Origin of the sequence: Rhodococcoides fascians A25f, assembly GCF_000760935.2 — a bacterium.
In the GTDB taxonomy this organism is placed as follows: Bacteria; Actinomycetota; Actinomycetes; order Mycobacteriales; family Mycobacteriaceae; genus Rhodococcoides.
The window spans coordinates 160,746-175,658 of sequence record NZ_CP049745.1 but is presented as its reverse complement, the minus strand read 5'-3'; the positions used below and the strand labels follow the sequence as shown (position 1 = coordinate 175,658).

Here is a 14,913-nt window from a genome sequence, read left to right as displayed (position 1 = left end):
GCGCACCACCGCAGCCCGACCACAGGTCGCACGGGCAGCAGCACGGGCATCGCTCGCGCTGTACGAACGCGACGGCCTCGAGGTACCCCAGTGGATCCGCGACGCCGCCGAAGGGCGCCCGACCACCCCACCAGCCGAACAGCCCTGACACAGGCCCGCAGCCCGTAGACCGAAAGGCCCGCACCCCGACACACCGGGTGCGGGCCTTCTCCATTGCCTGGGATCGGGAAAACGTGAGGGAACAGGGTCGGGCCACCCTACGGTCGTCCACCGAATCGAACTCCGCTACGCTCCGCACTTGCCACAACCCGACCACAGCGCAAACAGGCAGCCCGTGCACGCGCGGCTATGACCTCAACCCGTTGCAGCGCAACACAATCTGTCGGTACCCGATGCCACACTCGAAGCCATGCGAATCCGAACCATCGACGGACCACCACTACCCGCCGAAATCGCCGAACAGGCAGCCCGCGCACTCGCCCTCACCGCCCTGCAAACAATCGACCAAGCACACAGTGAGACAGCCGATAGGGGTCGATCAAGCACCGCCTGTAGGCCGGTCCACTGACTCCAACGCATTCGCGAGCGTAAGAACATCGTCGTCGCGTTCGTTGATCGCCGCGACAGCTCGTGCGGACAATGCAGCGAATGCGGCCGTGAACTCACCCTCCACCGGATCGACGTACTCACGAAGAGCCGCGTCCTGCCACCTCCCGGCAACCGCCGTCCGAAGGCACTCGCGGAGGTCTCGCATAGCGGTATGGACAGGATTCAGAGGAACATCGGAGATCGTGTAGCCGGCAAGACGGAGCTCAGAGGTGAAGTCGTTGTTGTCGTTCGATGCCGCGACGACCTCGGCCAAGTGCGCTTCGACAATGGCCCAACTACTGTCCTCGGCGGACACCGGCAGCGCGGGTATCGCCCGCTTGGTCCGACCTACCGCACGGGCAAACTCGGCATAGAACGCAAGCACCCGCGCAAACAGCGCACTGTCCCGATCACGCACATTCCGCGCGTTCGTCAGCCGCTGCTCCGCCACCCACTGATCACGCTTGAGCTGCAACTCATCCCGCGCCTGCTTCTTCTGCACGTCGATCTGCTCGTTGAACTTCTCACGCTCGGTCTTCATGTTCTCCCGCTGACCATGAAACGCGATATAGGCCGCAGTGATCAGAAACGGCCCAGCGACAAACCCCGCGATCAACGTCGCCTGCGGCTGAGTCAAATCCCACTCCATCAACGGACCCCACACAATTCCTCCCACGATCAACACAACAGGGCCAACGAACATCAGCGCAACACCACGAACCCACTTCATGCCTCGGCATCATGCCTTGCCCCGACATCGCCCATGTTGGTCTGTCAACATTCGGTGCCGCTGACCAGAGAATTCGCCCGAATGCTGCCGCGGCACCGAGCGTGTTCGAGCTCCGTCGCTCCCGCACAGTCACGCCGCGAGCTCCACAGGTGGAGGTGGCCACGCCGCCGGCCTCGACCGGTAGTCGTGCATTCCGCCTGTCGGCGGTGCCGGCCACCCTGCGGGCGTCCCCTGAATCGAGCTCCGCTGCGCTCCGCACCGTGGAAGAGCAAAGACGTTTTTTCACTCCGGTTCTGGCTACCGGCGAGCATCCATCACCCGTGCCCGCCGACTCAACCCCTCGCTCCGCTGCGCTACGGCCAAGGCTCCGAACACTTTTCGTAGAGCAGTCGCTGCGCTCCCACGAAAACTGTCCGGCCGAGGGGTTGCCCCGTCGTTCCCGTGCGCTGGTTTCTCTCCTCACGCCAGAAACGGCGAAAAAACGTGGCAGGGCAAAGGGCCAGGCCACCAGTTGAGAAGGGACGTAGCGACATGCACGACACCATCACAGGACCGAGGACGGTGGGACTGCACACCGCGATCATGGCCGCGATCGGTCAGGTACCGGAGCAGGTCAAGACCCACGCACTCGCACAGGTCACCGCCTACACCGAGCAGGTCAACCGGGCTGCAGCGGATGCAAATTCGACCACCGTCGATGCGCACCTCGAGCGGGCCGCGTTCTGGGCGTGCACCGCCCGGGAAAACGGAGCCAGTGAGGCCGAAATCCACGCCGCACGCCAGGCAGGCCACCACCAGGTAGCCACCGCTCAGCAGTAACCCACAGGCCCATACAGGCCCGGAAAACAAGAAAACACCGGACAGGTCCTAGCTGCCCGGTGTCTCCAACCGAAGAATCTACCAGGGAGAGACACCACCATGACCGCAAGCATCGAAACCACCACCGCCGCAACCGAAGCCCCCACGACCGGCACCACGCCGGTCGTGGGGGCGGGCGAGGAGTTCACCCGCCTGCACCCCACCGCCCTCGAAGTCGGCCCCAACGTCCGCGACGAGGTCGACACCGACTCGGACGAGTTCCGCGCCGTCGTCGCCTCCATCACCGAACACGGTGTGCTCCTGCCGATCCTTGCGCGCCGCGACGAGGACCGCATCGTGGTCATCGACGGCCAGGTCCGCACCCTCGCCGCTCTCGAAGCCGGGGTCGACAGTGTGCCGGTGCTGATCCGGCCGACTGCGAGCAAGGCCAAGGACCGCGAAATCGAACGCCTCACGCAGCAGGTGAACACCAACGACCGCCGTATACCGCTCACCGACGGTCAACGCGCGAAAGCGGTGACCGCGATGTTCGAGCTGGGTCTCTCGGCTACCAAGATCGCCAAGACGATGCAGTACAACAACCGGGACACCGCCAAAGCCGCAGGGACAGCGGGCCGGTCGCAGACAGCTCGCGAGGCGCTTGACGCCGGACAGCTCGACCTCGAGCAGGCGGCAGTGGTCGCGGTGTTCGACGCCGACGGCGACACCGAGGCCGTCGAGAGGCTGCTCGACGCCGGGTCGTGGTTCCACTCTGTCGCGCAGGAGCTGATCGCGGACCGCGCCGAACGCAAGGCCCGCGCCGAAGCCGGTACCCCGTATGCCGAGAAAGGTGTGACCGTCCTCGAGGAAGAACCCGACTACGACAGCCCCTACGTCGCTGCTGAGGACTTGGTGACCGCAGACGGAGACCCGGTCACCGACGCCGTCATCGACGGCGCAGCCGAGCACTGGGCGGTGTGGCTGACCCCGAACGAGCAGATCACCGTCACCGACACCGGAGAGGTGATCGAGTCCGAGTCGATCGACTGGGCCACCGAAGGAACCCCGAAAGCCGTCGCCACAGAGGGCTACCACCACCACAAGGACGTCACCGTCGCCCAGGTGTGGGTGCCGGAGTACTTCACCGCCGACCCCGACGCGGCCGGTGTGAAACTGGGGCCGATCCTGGCCGCAGCGTCGAGCGAACCAGACGAGGCCGACGACAAGGCCTCAGCCGAGAGGAAGGCACGCGAGAAGAAAGCAGCGCAGGCAGCGCTCGCGGCCAAGGAAGCCGAGAAGGCCACCCGGCGGCGCACCGTCGCACTGAACAAGGCCAGCGCCGCCGCGACGATCGTCCGCAAGGAATGGCTGACGAAGTTCCTCACCCGCAAGACCCTGCCGAAGGGGGCAGGGAAGTGGATCACCGAAACACTCGTCGACGAGCCGGGACTGTTGACCGAGAACAAAGCGGCGCAGTACCTCACGGAGCTGCTCGGTGTCACCGTGCCCGCCGACACGAGCCCCAGCGCCGGATACCCCGGTGTCGCGGACAAAGCCGCGCGGCGAGCGCTCGCCGCCACGATCGACAAGACGCCCAGCGAGACCCGCGCGCAGGTGATCCTGCTCGCGCAGATCCTCGCCGCCTACGAAGCACGAGTGAGCGGCAAGGGCAACGACTCCTGGCGTCGCACGTCCTGGGGCAACCAGGACAACTACCTGGGCTTCCTCGACCAGCACGGCCACGTGCTGACCGTGGTCGAGCAGGCCGCAGCCGGAATGCTCACCCCCGAGCAGGCGTACGACGCCCTCACTGCCCCCAGTGAGGACAACGCAGCCGACCAGTAACGAGAAGGGGTGGCGGGCATCGTGTGCCCGCCACCCCTCATTCGTCGCTGCGGTCGGTGCGGGTACTGCCGAGGCTGAGCACCGCCGCTATTGCGGCTCCGACGAGCAGCAGCATCACTGCGCTCTCGCTGCGTTCGGACGCGCTGAGCTCACCCCAGGTCAACAGCGCAGGTGGGGAAGTGTCCCCGGCCCGGGTCGAGGGGGCTGCCGCCGCCCTCGAGCTCCCCCGCTCGACGCCCCACCACCGCACTGCTCACGACGCGCAGGCGGCCGCCCGTCAGTGTGCGGCGTTGTACGCCTCTTCGATGGCGGCGGGGATGCGGCCGCGATCGCTGATCTCGTAGCCCTCGTCGGCGGCCCACTGCCGGATCGCGCGTGTCTGCGCCGGGTCACGGGTGGCCGGTGTCCCGGTCTTCGCAGGCGTCGTCGCGCCGGCGGGGGAGGGCTTACGCTTGCGGCCACCGACCCGAGTGGAATGCTCGATGTAGTAGTCGAGCTTCCTGTGAAACTCGGTGGCGTTCTTCGCTTTCAGATCGATCACGTACTCGACGCCGTTGACCGCGAATTCGATGGTCTCGCCGGATTCGTCGTCGATGACCGACCCGTCGATATCGTCCACCAATTGGGTTGTCACTCGTTTGGCCACAGCCGGAAAACCTTTCGATCACACACATTTGTCACAAACTCGGGTAACGGCCAGCGTAACCAAGAATGTGGCGGTGAGCTGCACCCTTTCATGTCACGACATCGCGGGGAGCGATGTCGGATCGGATTCCTTTGAATGCGGGATGCCGTAAACGTCCCGTTGCCGATTGTTCGCGGTATTCCACGGTCGCCACCAATTCCGGTGTCACCCAGGACACTCCGACTGCGTCGGCAGGCGGAATCGGACCGTGCAATCGACTGTCCGGACGAGTGCGCTCGGTGAGTGTGCTCCGCAGTTCGCGGCGCATTCGATCGGTGAAACCCGTTCCCACACGGCCGATGTAGACCAACTCGTTCGCCTCGTCGTACGCTCCGAGGAGCAGAGCCGCCAGTGTCCCGCCGGCGCGGCCGCCCGTGGGAACCCATCCGCAGATCACGCCTTCGCGTGTGTTCCGGATCGGTACCTTGATCTATGACGGAGACCGGATCCCCGATCGGTACACCGACTCCGCTTTCTTTGCGATAACCCCCTCGATGCCGTTGTCGGCGGCAATGCCCATCAACGTCTCACCGTCGATTCGCGTCATGGTCGGCGGCACCTGTATCCGGCGCCCGTCGGCCACGCCGAGGCCCTCGAGCAGCGCGCGCCGCTGCGTGTAGGGCAGCGTCCGGACCGATTCGCCGTCGACGTCGAGGACATCGAACACGAAATACGTCACTGGGGTCGCCGCAGCAACGCCGCCGACGGGCGCGCGACATGCATTCGGCGTTGCAGCAGCCCGAAATCGGGCCGACCGCTCGAATCGAGTGCCACCAACTCGCCGTCGAGGGTCACCGATCGACCCGCCGTCGTGTCCGACAACGCCGCCGCCACGTCCGGGAACGAGGCGGAGATGTCGTTTCCGTTGCGCGAGAACAGCTTCACCTGCGATGTGCCGTCGACAACGCTGACCCCGCGTTGGCCGTCCCACTTCCATTCCCACACCCAGGCCGGTCCGGACGGGAGCGGCCCAGCAGTGGCGAGCATCGGAGACAACGGATTCGGGGGCATCGACGACGAATGCCCGCGTAGGCGATCGGCGAACCATCGAAAGCCGACCGCAAGCGGTCGCACGTCCCCTCCGGGGCCGCCCCATATGGGTCACCAATTTGGTCGTACGAGTCGCCCGAGTCTGACATGCCGGGGACCCCGACCAGTCAACCCACGGTCGCAAGCTCCCTCTCCGGGGTTGACAGGCCACCCGTTATCTTCTTCCCAGCCCCTGACCAGTGGGGCCGGTCGACCGATCCGGTATGGCTTACAGGCCACCGGCCGACTTCAGGTCTCGGCGAGTGATGCCGCCGGATCGGTAGGCACCGATTCACCGCTGATAGAGGCATGGCTACAACGACGGGTCTGCATAACGTGGGTGACGGGAACGGTGCCACGACCACCACCAACCCGAAGGGCAGGGAGACGTTGGACAACAAGATCTACCGAGTGTTCTGCGGTATCGACGTCGGTAAGACCAGCCACTACGCGGTCGCGCTGAACCGAGACGGGGAGCGACTTGCGGGGACCGAAATACACCAGGATGAAGCGAGTATGCGGCGAATGTTCAGCGATTTGAGCCGTCACGGGAAGCTGCTGGTGATCGTCGACCAACCACGCAACATCGGCGCACTCCCCGTAGCAGTTGCTCGCGACTGCGGCGTCGACGTCGCCTACCTACCGGGACTGCGGATGCGACGCATTGCCGAACTGTATCCCGGCAATGGAAAGACCGACGCCAAAGACGCTTTCATCATCGCTGACGCGGCCCGCACGCTTCCGGACACTCTGTTGCCAATTGGTGAGAACAACGATCTCGTCGAAGGTTTCCGCATGTTGGCTGGCTTCGATGCAGATCTTGCCGCTGATGAGAATCGGCTGATCAACCGTCTGCGCTCGGTCCTGTTGTCGGTGCACCCGGCTCTTGAACGCGCTATCGGCGCGCAGCTGCATCGCCCGATCGGACCTGGACTGCTCGCTAAGTTCGGCGGACCGGTGGGGTTCTCGGCTGCATCGCGGCGCGACATCGAAGCGCAAGCAGAAGTTCTCGCGCCCCGGCTGTGGAGCAAGGTCGTCGACAGCATCATCGGTGCACTCGCCGAACAGACCGTAAGTGTGCCCGGCGCCGCACAAGCCGATGTCGTCATCAAACACCTCGCAGGGCAGCTTCTCGACGTCCGCGTTGCGCGCCAAGACCTGGCCGCGCACTTCGAGCAGGCCCTGACCGAACATCCGGCAGGCCCGATCCTGTCCTCGCTACCCGGTGTGGGCGTGCGGACCGGGGTGACGATGCTTGTCGAGATCACCGACATCGGCCGATTCCGGGACGCAGGTGCGCTCGCGGTCTACGCCGGTGTCGCGCCGCGGACGCATCGTTCAGGAACGTCCATCAAAGGCGAGCATCGGCAACACAGTGGTAACTCCAGACTCAAACGCGCCATGTATCTTTCGGCGTTCGCTGCACTGAAAGACCCCGTCTCCCGGACCTACTACGACCGCAAACGAGCCGAAGGCAAGAACCACCGCGCCGCACTCATCTGCCTCGCCCGCCGACGAAGCAATGTTCTCTACGCCATGCTCAAGACGAACGAGTGCTACAGAGCGGTGCCACGGCAAAGCGACGGCGGCACCGTCATCGATCGAGCTGTTGCCTAGTCTCGAGCTGGTGCCCCAGCTTCCCTGGCTCAGGTGGTACGGCTTGGCGGATGCAGGCTATGTCGCCGGCCAGTTCACCCCATAGTGAGTGGAAACCGCTTCGTGGTCGCGGTAGAGCTGCTTGCGTTTACGTGTCGAAAGCCTGTCGCCGAACACTGTGCCATTGATGTGGTCGGTCTCGTGCTGAAAGCAGCGTCCGAGGGTGCCGCCGGCAGTCAGTTCGAACGGATCACCGTACTGGTCCTGGCCGCGGCAAGTGGAGAATTCGGGCCTGGCGAGATCGCTATAAGCACCGGGTAGTGACAGACATCCTTCCCCGAATTCGATGAGCCGTCTGCTATTTCGTTCTGGTAGCTCGACGATCGGGTTGCAGACCACGCCTGTCTGCCGTCGCCCCGCCTCGTCACTGCAGTCGTAGATGAACACCGCCAGATCGACGCCGATCTGCTGTGCAGCCAGACCGGCTCCATCAGCGGCAGTGTTGGTCGCGAACATATCGGCCAGTAGTTCCTGAAGTCCGGAACCGAAATCGGTTACCGGTCGGGCTGGGGTGTGAAGAACTGAAGTGCCCCAACGGATTATTGGTCGTGCAGTGCCGAGACGAATTAGCTCAGAGACAGGCATGACACCGATTGTCCCACGTCGGCGTCTGAGTGAGGGCGATGTGGGGCCTCGTATGTGCTCGCCAACGCGCCTGTCTCGCGAACGTTTTCGCTGTTACGTGTTGCGAAGTTGATAGAAGCACTCGTCATGTCGATCGGGGACGTCTCATCCGAACCTTTGGAAGGTGTCCCTGCCATGAACAACAACCTGCTCAACGATCACCAGATCATCACCGAGCTCATCGGCAATGCCGCTCAGCTCCCCACCGAAGATCCGCGCGCGGCCCGGTGGGCCACCGAAGCGCTCGCGCTCGCCAGCGCAGCAGAGCTGCCCCTCCTCATCGAGGAGGCCGAGGGAGTGCTCGGCCGGATCGAGCACGACACCACCTGCCGGTGGTGCGCCGGGCAGCCGGGAGCAGCCATCCCGGTCGGGTCCTTCTGGTGCACCCACTAAAGCCAGGCCCTCCGGGGTCCCGGTCCCACCACGGGGCCGGGACCCCCCTTTTTTTGTCTCCCGCACGGGATGGAATACCACCGACGGCACTGTCGTTGTAAGACTTGACGGCGTTCGATCCCAATGCCCCGGGTACCAACCATCAGCCGCTACGAGCGGCCATCTGCCGAGAGGCGCACTGGCGAACACCGTCACCCAACATCGAACAGGGCTGCGCATCACAGATGCGCGGCCCTGTTTCGTTCGAAGCGGCCCGTCGACGCGGCCACCGCCGCGCCTCCGAACCTTCTCGTCCAGTCATTCGAGTAAATGACTGTTGCCGGAACCGCCGCACCACCCCGTGCGTCCAATGAAACATGGACGACGACGAGCGCGCAGCAATCCGATCGGAAGGCCACGACCCCGACCACCCGGCCGTCTCTCACGCCCTCGACCAGGTCAAACACGCTCTACGCCGGTACCGGCACCTCGCCTGGACCTTCACCAAGGACGACCTCGACGGCGTCTCCGTTCCCCGCCGAACAAGCTGACCAGCACGTTCGACAGTCGAACATTCGTTCGACTATTCTGGCGGTAGTTCCTACCGGCACGGCGAAAGGTCGATCCCCATGGCCACCGCCGACGCCATCCCCGACCTCACCGGCCTCGACAAAGCCACCCAACTCGACGTCCTACGCCGCCGCATGGCCACCGTCCCCGGCGGCCGCCGCGACCACGCACCCACCGACCTCCCCACCATCACCGCACCCGAACCAGCGGCACCCACCACGGGTGGTACGGACCTCGCGGGCGAGGCCGACGACCCGGAGCCGCTCAGCGGCGCTGTACGCGGCAAAACCCTCCGCACCATGCCCGTACCCCCACCGCTCGCCGCGCTGCTCCCGCGCCGAGCCCTGGCCCGCGGAACCGCCGTCACCGTCACCGGCGCCGGGTCCATGCTCATCGCCCTCGTCGCCGAAGCCTCCGCCGCCGGCCACCACGTCGCCCTCATCGGCCAACCCCGACTGAGCCTGCTCGCCGTCCACGAACACGGCGGCGACCTCGCGAAAGTCCACCTCGTCGATCCCGGGGCAGGTGACCCGCTCGACGCCGCCTCGATCTGTCTCGACGGGCTGGATTTGGTCGTCACCACCGTGCACGGCCGAGACGTACCCCCAACGCGCGCAAGGGCTTTGCTCGCCAGGAATCGTCGACATGCCAGCATCCTGGTCCTGACGGATGGACACATGCCCGGTACCGATCTCACGATCGCCTCCACCGTCGCCGGTTACGGCGGAATCGAACAGGGCCGAGGGCGCATCAAATCCATCACCCTCGAAACCACCGTCCACGGCCGCGGAACACCACACCGCACCGGCCGCTACACCCTCACCGCCCCCACCTTCGGCGAAACAGGCCTGCGCTGGACACCCGCACCTGCCGACGACCTCACCGTCCACCGGCCCGTCGCCGTCGCGCAATGACCACCGACAACGAGGCCGGCATCTTCGATGCCTGGCCCACCACCTTCGAACCACCCACCCGCCGCATCGTCGACCCACCCAAATCGGTGAACGTCAACATCGCGCTCGCCATCGGACGATCCGGAAGCGGAGGATTCCGCGACACCACACCTTTGAAAGTCCGCGCCGAGGGCTTGGCCATGGACAGCATCGTCGAAGGAACCTTGTACGCCTGGGCACGGACCGGTACCGGCGATTGGCTTGCGCAAGTGTCGTTTTCGATCCCCACCGGCAACAAGAAAGGCCGACTCGACCTCGACCGGCAATGGTGCCCCGCCGCCGCCATCACACCCATCACATGACCGACACCACCACCGCAGTAGCCATCCGGGAGCGCTATCCGTCCGCCGAACCGGCCTCACGCCTGGGGGCCCGCTTCGCGGACGCCACACCACGCGCCCGCAGAAACGCACTCAACGTCACACCCTCCGCCGCAGCCGCAGCCGACACCTCGCCATGCTCGGCCTCCGTAAACCGAACCGGCACAACCCGATCCCGAATCGGCTCCACAGACTTCGGCCTACCACGCTGACCCATGAAACACATATTAACCGACTACACAAAACGGTTGCGGAGCAATCATTAACCGACTACGTTAAATGGGTGTACCGGCCAACGACGCCGGCGGAAGCCACTGAAAATGTCGGAACCATCTGACAACATCGGGCCACCACACACCAGCGATCGGGGAAGAGAGCACCATGAACACACGCAAGCAATACGCAACCGTCGCAGTCACCGGAATCATCGGCCTCGGCGTCATGGCCGTCGTCCTCTGGCTCGCCTACTCAGGCAACGACGACCCCAACAGCAGCGGAATCCAACCGACCATGCCCATCGGCCTCGGCACACTCCTGATCAGCCTCGTAGGACTGGTCATCATCGCATTCGCAGCCGCCGTGATCTGGATAGAAATCATCAACCCCAGACGAGTAGAACGCGCGCACCGCAACAACCCCCGCATCGACCCAGCCGCCATCCACGACGACAGCAACGACCGATGAACCCCCGCAACACCCCGAACGCGAAGGTCGACAAAGCCGAAATGGACCGACTCCACCACGTCCTGATCACCAACTACACCCGGGAACACGCGGACGAATACCTGGACGCAGCAACGCGATACCGTGCCCAACGCGCCGCACGGCTGCTACGAAACCTCCTCTTCAGCATTTTCCTGGTGGGAGCAATCAGCGCCATCAACACCGTCTACGTCCTCACCGATCACCAACCACCGGCACTGCTCTGGGCAGCCGCCTGCGTCAGCGTCGCAGGACTCCTCGTCGGCGGCTACACCCTCTGGACACACAGCACCACCACCAGCACAGACGCCATCGCCGTACGAGAAACCATCGCCGACGCCGCGCAGCTCCACCACCACCGCACACGCAACACTTGACCCACCCACGTCAACCACCACCGGGGGACAACACCACATGATCCTGTTTGCAACCGGACTGATCGTCGCCGTCATCGCAGCAATCGCCCTGTACGCCTTCCACACCGAACGACTAACCACACCAACCCGATGGTCCCTACTGCTCCTGCTCGCCGGGATCACCCTCACCGCCACCGCGTTCTGGACCCAACGGCACAACCCGAGCAACACCTCCGTCATGACCTGGACGCTCCTCATCACCGGATCCGTACTCCCACTCGCCGCGGGCTGTGGAGAACTGGTCTCCCTCATTGTCCGATCGGACAATGACGATGAGGCAGATACAGACATCGTCGACAGCATCAACAACACGTCCCAGGCTCCGAGCGGTGATCGAGCATGAACCACACAGCGACGAAGACGACCACGATCGACTGGTACAAACTGGACTGCCTCATCAGCGGAGACCTCCGCAAACTCGAAAACCACTTCGAACGGGGTCTGGACAGCAGATTCCCCATCTCACCTGATGCACAACACCGCGTAGCCACAGGCAAAATGCAAATTCAGAAATGGCTGGCCGCTCTACAACACCTACGCAACGACGCAGCGCGAAACACCACACCCGAGCTCGTCCAAGAATGGGTGCAATTGCGACAGCAGATGGTCATGAAAGGTCCCTTCGGCATCCGCTTTTCGCTGGTCCCACACCGCACCCGACACTACGAACTCGACCACTGACAACCGACACCCAGCTAGGGGCCGACATGCCGCCAGCAATGCGCTACACCGTCATCAAAAGCAAAGACGCCGTCGCACGAAAAGCCGCCCGCCACTACAACATCAAGACCGCCGCCGCACTGACTGTCGTCCTCGCCCTCGGAATCGGACCCCTCGGCCCAACCATCGGCCACTGGCTCCTGCGAACCTTCGAACACGCCGACCCCGCCAACCCAGTCGCCGCAGTCCTGACATTTGCCCTCGGCATCCTCAGCTTCCTCTTCACCGTCGCCCTACTCCTCGCGCGACTCGCAACCATCTTCATCATCACGCCCGCCCTCGCGGCAGCACTCGCCATATACGCATACGACCGATTCGCCAAAGCAACCGGGCGCTGGCCCTACGACGTCCCACCCCTCGGAGTCGAAACACTCCGCACCAAACACGGCAACGACACCCCCATCGAATACGACCCCCACACCGGCACCAGCACCGCCTACCAACCCAACGGCCAAGTACTGCAACAAATCCAACACGACACCGACAAAAACCACCCATACCGACACTGACACCCACCGACAACCCACCCAGACAACACCGACGAGCTACCGCGACACCGAGCGTCGTCACCCTCCGTCGCTCCCGCACAATCACCTCGCAGCCGTACCCCACTATCGCGCCGCCGTAGAGCACCAGCTCCGGCGGCGCTTTGCGTCCCACCACCCGGGGCCGGCCACGTTCACAAGCAGGCCCTTGGCGGGCCACACGCACCCCTACGGGCTGCACCGAAACGAACTCCGCTGCGCTCCGCACTCAAAAGAGCGAAAAGAATCAATTTCTTTGTGACGTAGGTGGCTTCTCCGAGCATTCATCACCCGTGACCTCCGCATCAACCGCCGGCGTCCGCTGCGCTCCCGGCCCAAGGGCTCCGAAAACTTTTCAAAACGCCTCCGGCTGAAAACTTTTCGTCCCGACCCTTGACACTCCGGCCCCGTGCGCTGACTTCTCTCCCCAGCCACCACGGCACAAAGAAATTGGCAGGGCAGCAGGTCCGGCCACCAGTCGAGAGGGAAGAGACCCGTCATGCACGAAGACCACGACGTACTAGGCGACAACAACACCCGGCTCTACGCAGGCGCGCTCTGCGACTGCCGCGACTACGACTGCCCCGCAGGTGCCATTCCCGACCTCCCGTGCATCAACGAAGACACACGCGGCGCTCCCGACAGCTCGCCATGCGAAGACGAGGACTGCCCCACCTGCTACGAGCACACCATCGACTGGTTCGACGTAACCGTTCCCTGCCCGCCGTCCGTCACCGAAAGAATCCGCCGCTTCCTGCGCAACCTCACCCGAACACGGTGAGACCCCGCAGCAACTAACCACAGGGAAGGACCGTCATGCGAGCACAACACCCCACCATCGCCGATGAAATCGACATCATCGTCCACCGCCACGGCAGCCGGAAAGTTCGCCGCACCGTCAAACGCGCCAGCGCGCGCCGCGACCGCCGTACCGCACGCCGCGAACTGCGCCACTGAAAACCGCAGCACCCCAACTCAACCCGCACACACACTGAAAGGCATCACCATGACTCAACGTCGTATGTCCCTCGCCACCGCCGCCGATACCCTCGCCGCCATCCCCGCCCTGCTCGGCTTCACCCCCGACAACTCCGTCGTCGCCATCACCCTGGCCGACAACGGCAACGGCTCGCACGAGGTCGTCACCGCCGCCCGTATCGCCGCCGTCCAGGCCGAGGCCGGAGCCGACAACGTCGCGACCCCACTGTCCCGGCACACCGTCCACGGACGACCGGTCACCGCCGTGATCCTCGCCGCGATCGCAGACACCGCCCATGCAGGCGCTGCCCTGATCGGGCTCGACGCGATTCGCGACGCGTTCACTGCACGCGGAATCAGCACGATCCGCGCCCTGCACACCTACAGTCTCACCGCAGGAACGACGTTCACCGACCTCGACCGCTTCACCGACGGCGTCATTCCCGACCCCGCCACCACGGCGCTCGCGGCAGCTCTCACCGCACGCGGAGCGGTCATCGCCGCATCACGCGCCGACCTCGAGGCCCGATACGCCCCCACCGCCGAGATTCCCGAATCCCTCGCACTCGCCGCCGCCGCGACGATGGGTGCCGATTTTCTGCCCGTCACGTTCGACGAGCTCGCAGCCGTCATCCATGCCCGCGAAATCCCCAGCGTCGACCTCACCGCCCGCGTCGGCCTCGCACTGGCCACCGGGCACACCGAAGTCCGAGACGCCTTCATGGCTCTACACGTCCACGGTGACCACGACGCAGCCGACGCGTTCACCCGCATCGCCGCCCCGCTACGCGGCACCGCCCGCGCGAACGCCCTCACCATCGCCGCCTACTTCCTGTACTGCACCGGCGACGGCGCAGCAGCGCACGCAGCCCTCGAGGCCGCCGAACGCACCGCCCACCGCGCCGACCTCACCCTGCCGAAACTGGCGGTCCTGCTCTCGGCAGCTCTCGCTGCCGGAATGGAGCCGACCGAGGTCCGAGGGCTCGGCGAAGTCATCACCCCCGACTACGTCGCGGCCCACATCGGCAGAGTGCAGAGCTACACCTGACGCCGCGGCTGAGCGTGGCCGCCGGTTCGAGGTGGCCACGCTCAGCAATTCAGGTCGCGGGCGCGGGGCCGGTGTGTCGGGCATCGAGCCCTCACACCGACAGACGCGCCCAGCAGCGTCCTGGCTGCGCGGAGCGGGCGGCCGTCGGGTAAGGGGGAGGCCGAGAGCGGAACTGCGCTCAGAGGGACGTCGGATCGGCCGGCCACACCATGTCGACGTCGGCGGCGGTGGGTCTGGTGTCCTCGACCGGCACACCGGCCACGATCGCATCGAGCGCCAGATCCGACGGCGGCGGGGACACGTTCACCACTGCTTTGGACAATGCATGTTCGATTCGCGAGCGCTCCATACCCCA

Annotated in this window: 23 protein-coding genes; 14 read left to right on the top strand and 9 right to left on the bottom strand. The window is 64.9% G+C overall.

Annotated features, from left to right (window positions below; translation table 11 throughout):
* Positions 1-538: 538 nt before the first annotated feature.
* Entirely contained in the window at positions 539-1,318 is a 780-nt protein-coding gene (locus BH93_RS27695; protein ID WP_037174616.1) for a hypothetical protein, read from the bottom strand.
* Positions 1,319-1,849: 531 nt separating this feature from the next.
* Between BH93_RS27695 and BH93_RS27690 the strand changes: the two genes are divergently transcribed.
* On the top strand, positions 1,850-2,137 hold the full coding sequence (locus BH93_RS27690) for a hypothetical protein (protein ID WP_037174615.1): 288 nt from the start codon (positions 1,850-1,852) through the stop codon (positions 2,135-2,137).
* Positions 2,138-2,236: 99 nt separating this feature from the next.
* Positions 2,237-3,961 (top strand): ParB/RepB/Spo0J family partition protein, encoded by a 1,725-nt coding sequence (locus BH93_RS27685; RefSeq protein ID WP_052065212.1) that lies wholly within the window; start codon positions 2,237-2,239, stop codon positions 3,959-3,961.
* A 37-nt stretch (positions 3,962-3,998) separates the two neighbouring features.
* Here BH93_RS27685 and BH93_RS28205 read toward each other — a convergent pair whose 3' ends face one another.
* The 5 genes from BH93_RS28205 to BH93_RS28195 form a co-directional block, all read right to left on the bottom strand.
* Positions 3,999-4,124: a hypothetical protein gene (locus BH93_RS28205; RefSeq protein ID WP_277950854.1), complete on the bottom strand. Its 126-nt coding sequence runs from the start codon at positions 4,122-4,124 to the stop codon at positions 3,999-4,001.
* Positions 4,125-4,238: 114 nt separating this feature from the next.
* Positions 4,239-4,607 (bottom strand): histone-like nucleoid-structuring protein Lsr2, encoded by a 369-nt coding sequence (locus tag BH93_RS27680; RefSeq protein ID WP_037174614.1) that lies wholly within the window; start codon positions 4,605-4,607, stop codon positions 4,239-4,241.
* Positions 4,608-4,695: 88 nt separating this feature from the next.
* Entirely contained in the window at positions 4,696-5,043 is a 348-nt protein-coding gene (locus BH93_RS28100) for an ATP dependent DNA ligase (RefSeq protein ID WP_242459273.1), read from the bottom strand.
* A 33-nt stretch (positions 5,044-5,076) separates the two neighbouring features.
* Complete coding sequence (locus BH93_RS28200; protein ID WP_277950853.1) at positions 5,077-5,325, bottom strand: ATP-dependent DNA ligase; 249 nt, start codon at positions 5,323-5,325, stop codon at positions 5,077-5,079.
* On the bottom strand, positions 5,322-5,720 hold the full coding sequence (locus tag BH93_RS28195) for an ATP-dependent DNA ligase (RefSeq protein WP_277950852.1): 399 nt from the start codon (positions 5,718-5,720) through the stop codon (positions 5,322-5,324). Before BH93_RS28195 ends, BH93_RS28200 begins: the two co-directional genes overlap by 4 nt.
* Positions 5,721-5,984: 264 nt before the next feature.
* On the opposite strand from BH93_RS28195, the gene BH93_RS27670 reads away from it, so the two are divergent.
* A complete protein-coding gene (locus tag BH93_RS27670) occupies positions 5,985-7,292 on the top strand; it encodes an IS110 family transposase (protein ID WP_371832112.1) in 1,308 nt (435 codons plus the stop codon).
* A gap of 57 nt (positions 7,293-7,349) precedes the next feature.
* On the opposite strand, the gene def is transcribed toward BH93_RS27670, so the two are convergent.
* Positions 7,350-7,916 (bottom strand): peptide deformylase, encoded by a 567-nt coding sequence (gene def, locus BH93_RS27665; protein WP_037174613.1) that lies wholly within the window; start codon positions 7,914-7,916, stop codon positions 7,350-7,352.
* Between the two features lie 174 nt (positions 7,917-8,090).
* Here def and BH93_RS27660 point away from each other — a divergent pair, with 174 nt between their 5' ends.
* The 4 genes from BH93_RS27660 to BH93_RS27645 all read left to right on the top strand — a co-directional run bounded on the left by BH93_RS27660 (position 8,091) and on the right by BH93_RS27645 (position 10,152).
* Positions 8,091-8,348: a hypothetical protein gene (locus tag BH93_RS27660; protein ID WP_080739097.1), complete on the top strand. Its 258-nt coding sequence runs from the start codon at positions 8,091-8,093 to the stop codon at positions 8,346-8,348.
* A gap of 356 nt (positions 8,349-8,704) precedes the next feature.
* Entirely contained in the window at positions 8,705-8,878 is a 174-nt protein-coding gene (locus BH93_RS27655) for a hypothetical protein (RefSeq protein WP_155290999.1), read from the top strand.
* A 78-nt stretch (positions 8,879-8,956) separates the two neighbouring features.
* Positions 8,957-9,811 (top strand): hypothetical protein, encoded by an 855-nt coding sequence (locus BH93_RS27650; protein WP_037174611.1) that lies wholly within the window; start codon positions 8,957-8,959, stop codon positions 9,809-9,811.
* Positions 9,808-10,152, top strand: a complete 345-nt coding sequence (locus tag BH93_RS27645; RefSeq protein WP_052065211.1) for a hypothetical protein — start codon at positions 9,808-9,810, stop codon at positions 10,150-10,152. Before BH93_RS27650 ends, BH93_RS27645 begins: the two co-directional genes overlap by 4 nt.
* 34 nt (positions 10,153-10,186) lie before the next feature.
* On the opposite strand, the gene BH93_RS28350 is transcribed toward BH93_RS27645, so the two are convergent.
* Positions 10,187-10,387 (bottom strand): plasmid mobilization protein, encoded by a 201-nt coding sequence (locus tag BH93_RS28350; RefSeq protein WP_371832111.1) that lies wholly within the window; start codon positions 10,385-10,387, stop codon positions 10,187-10,189.
* A gap of 164 nt (positions 10,388-10,551) precedes the next feature.
* Here BH93_RS28350 and BH93_RS27635 point away from each other — a divergent pair, with 164 nt between their 5' ends.
* The 7 genes from BH93_RS27635 (at position 10,552) to BH93_RS27605 (ending at position 14,558) form a co-directional block, all read left to right on the top strand.
* Positions 10,552-10,854, top strand: a complete 303-nt coding sequence (locus BH93_RS27635; RefSeq protein WP_037174609.1) for a hypothetical protein — start codon at positions 10,552-10,554, stop codon at positions 10,852-10,854.
* A complete protein-coding gene (locus tag BH93_RS27630; protein ID WP_037174607.1) occupies positions 10,851-11,249 on the top strand; it encodes a hypothetical protein in 399 nt (132 codons plus the stop codon). The genes BH93_RS27635 and BH93_RS27630 overlap by 4 nt, the downstream gene beginning before the upstream one ends.
* 37 nt (positions 11,250-11,286) lie before the next feature.
* Positions 11,287-11,631, top strand: a complete 345-nt coding sequence (locus BH93_RS27625) for a hypothetical protein (RefSeq protein ID WP_052065210.1) — start codon at positions 11,287-11,289, stop codon at positions 11,629-11,631.
* Between the two features lie 364 nt (positions 11,632-11,995).
* On the top strand, positions 11,996-12,517 hold the full coding sequence (locus BH93_RS27620; protein WP_155290997.1) for a hypothetical protein: 522 nt from the start codon (positions 11,996-11,998) through the stop codon (positions 12,515-12,517).
* Positions 12,518-13,031: 514 nt separating this feature from the next.
* A complete protein-coding gene (locus tag BH93_RS27615; protein ID WP_037174602.1) occupies positions 13,032-13,313 on the top strand; it encodes a hypothetical protein in 282 nt (93 codons plus the stop codon).
* Positions 13,314-13,348: 35 nt separating this feature from the next.
* Positions 13,349-13,489, top strand: coding sequence for a hypothetical protein (locus BH93_RS27610; protein ID WP_155290996.1), 141 nt, complete (start codon positions 13,349-13,351; stop codon positions 13,487-13,489).
* Positions 13,490-13,538: 49 nt separating this feature from the next.
* Positions 13,539-14,558: a DUF4192 family protein gene (locus BH93_RS27605; protein WP_080739096.1), complete on the top strand. Its 1,020-nt coding sequence runs from the start codon at positions 13,539-13,541 to the stop codon at positions 14,556-14,558.
* 178 nt (positions 14,559-14,736) lie between these two features.
* On the opposite strand, the gene BH93_RS27600 is transcribed toward BH93_RS27605, so the two are convergent.
* On the bottom strand, positions 14,737-14,907 hold the full coding sequence (locus tag BH93_RS27600) for a hypothetical protein (RefSeq protein ID WP_155290995.1): 171 nt from the start codon (positions 14,905-14,907) through the stop codon (positions 14,737-14,739).
* Positions 14,908-14,913 lie beyond the last annotated feature (6 nt).

Bases quoted from the DNA above. Each gene is read 5' to 3' on its own strand.
- BH93_RS27695 (WP_037174616.1), bottom strand. From the start codon at position 1,318: ATGAAGTGGGTTCGTGGTGTTGCGCTGATGTTCGTTGGCCCTGTTGTG.
- BH93_RS27690 (WP_037174615.1), top strand. From the start codon at position 1,850: ATGCACGACACCATCACAGGACCGAGGACGGTGGGACTGCACACCGCG.
- BH93_RS27685 (WP_052065212.1), top strand. From the start codon at position 2,237: ATGACCGCAAGCATCGAAACCACCACCGCCGCAACCGAAGCCCCCACG.
- BH93_RS27670 (WP_371832112.1), top strand. From the start codon at position 5,985: ATGGCTACAACGACGGGTCTGCATAACGTGGGTGACGGGAACGGTGCC.
- def (WP_037174613.1), bottom strand. From the start codon at position 7,916: ATGCCTGTCTCTGAGCTAATTCGTCTCGGCACTGCACGACCAATAATC.
- BH93_RS27660 (WP_080739097.1), top strand. From the start codon at position 8,091: ATGAACAACAACCTGCTCAACGATCACCAGATCATCACCGAGCTCATC.
- BH93_RS27655 (WP_155290999.1), top strand. From the start codon at position 8,705: ATGGACGACGACGAGCGCGCAGCAATCCGATCGGAAGGCCACGACCCC.
- BH93_RS27650 (WP_037174611.1), top strand. From the start codon at position 8,957: ATGGCCACCGCCGACGCCATCCCCGACCTCACCGGCCTCGACAAAGCC.
- BH93_RS27645 (WP_052065211.1), top strand. From the start codon at position 9,808: ATGACCACCGACAACGAGGCCGGCATCTTCGATGCCTGGCCCACCACC.
- BH93_RS28350 (WP_371832111.1), bottom strand. From the start codon at position 10,387: ATGGGTCAGCGTGGTAGGCCGAAGTCTGTGGAGCCGATTCGGGATCGG.
- BH93_RS27635 (WP_037174609.1), top strand. From the start codon at position 10,552: ATGAACACACGCAAGCAATACGCAACCGTCGCAGTCACCGGAATCATC.
- BH93_RS27630 (WP_037174607.1), top strand. From the start codon at position 10,851: ATGAACCCCCGCAACACCCCGAACGCGAAGGTCGACAAAGCCGAAATG.
- BH93_RS27625 (WP_052065210.1), top strand. From the start codon at position 11,287: ATGATCCTGTTTGCAACCGGACTGATCGTCGCCGTCATCGCAGCAATC.
- BH93_RS27620 (WP_155290997.1), top strand. From the start codon at position 11,996: ATGCCGCCAGCAATGCGCTACACCGTCATCAAAAGCAAAGACGCCGTC.
- BH93_RS27615 (WP_037174602.1), top strand. From the start codon at position 13,032: ATGCACGAAGACCACGACGTACTAGGCGACAACAACACCCGGCTCTAC.
- BH93_RS27610 (WP_155290996.1), top strand. From the start codon at position 13,349: ATGCGAGCACAACACCCCACCATCGCCGATGAAATCGACATCATCGTC.
- BH93_RS27605 (WP_080739096.1), top strand. From the start codon at position 13,539: ATGACTCAACGTCGTATGTCCCTCGCCACCGCCGCCGATACCCTCGCC.
- BH93_RS27600 (WP_155290995.1), bottom strand. From the start codon at position 14,907: ATGGAGCGCTCGCGAATCGAACATGCATTGTCCAAAGCAGTGGTGAAC.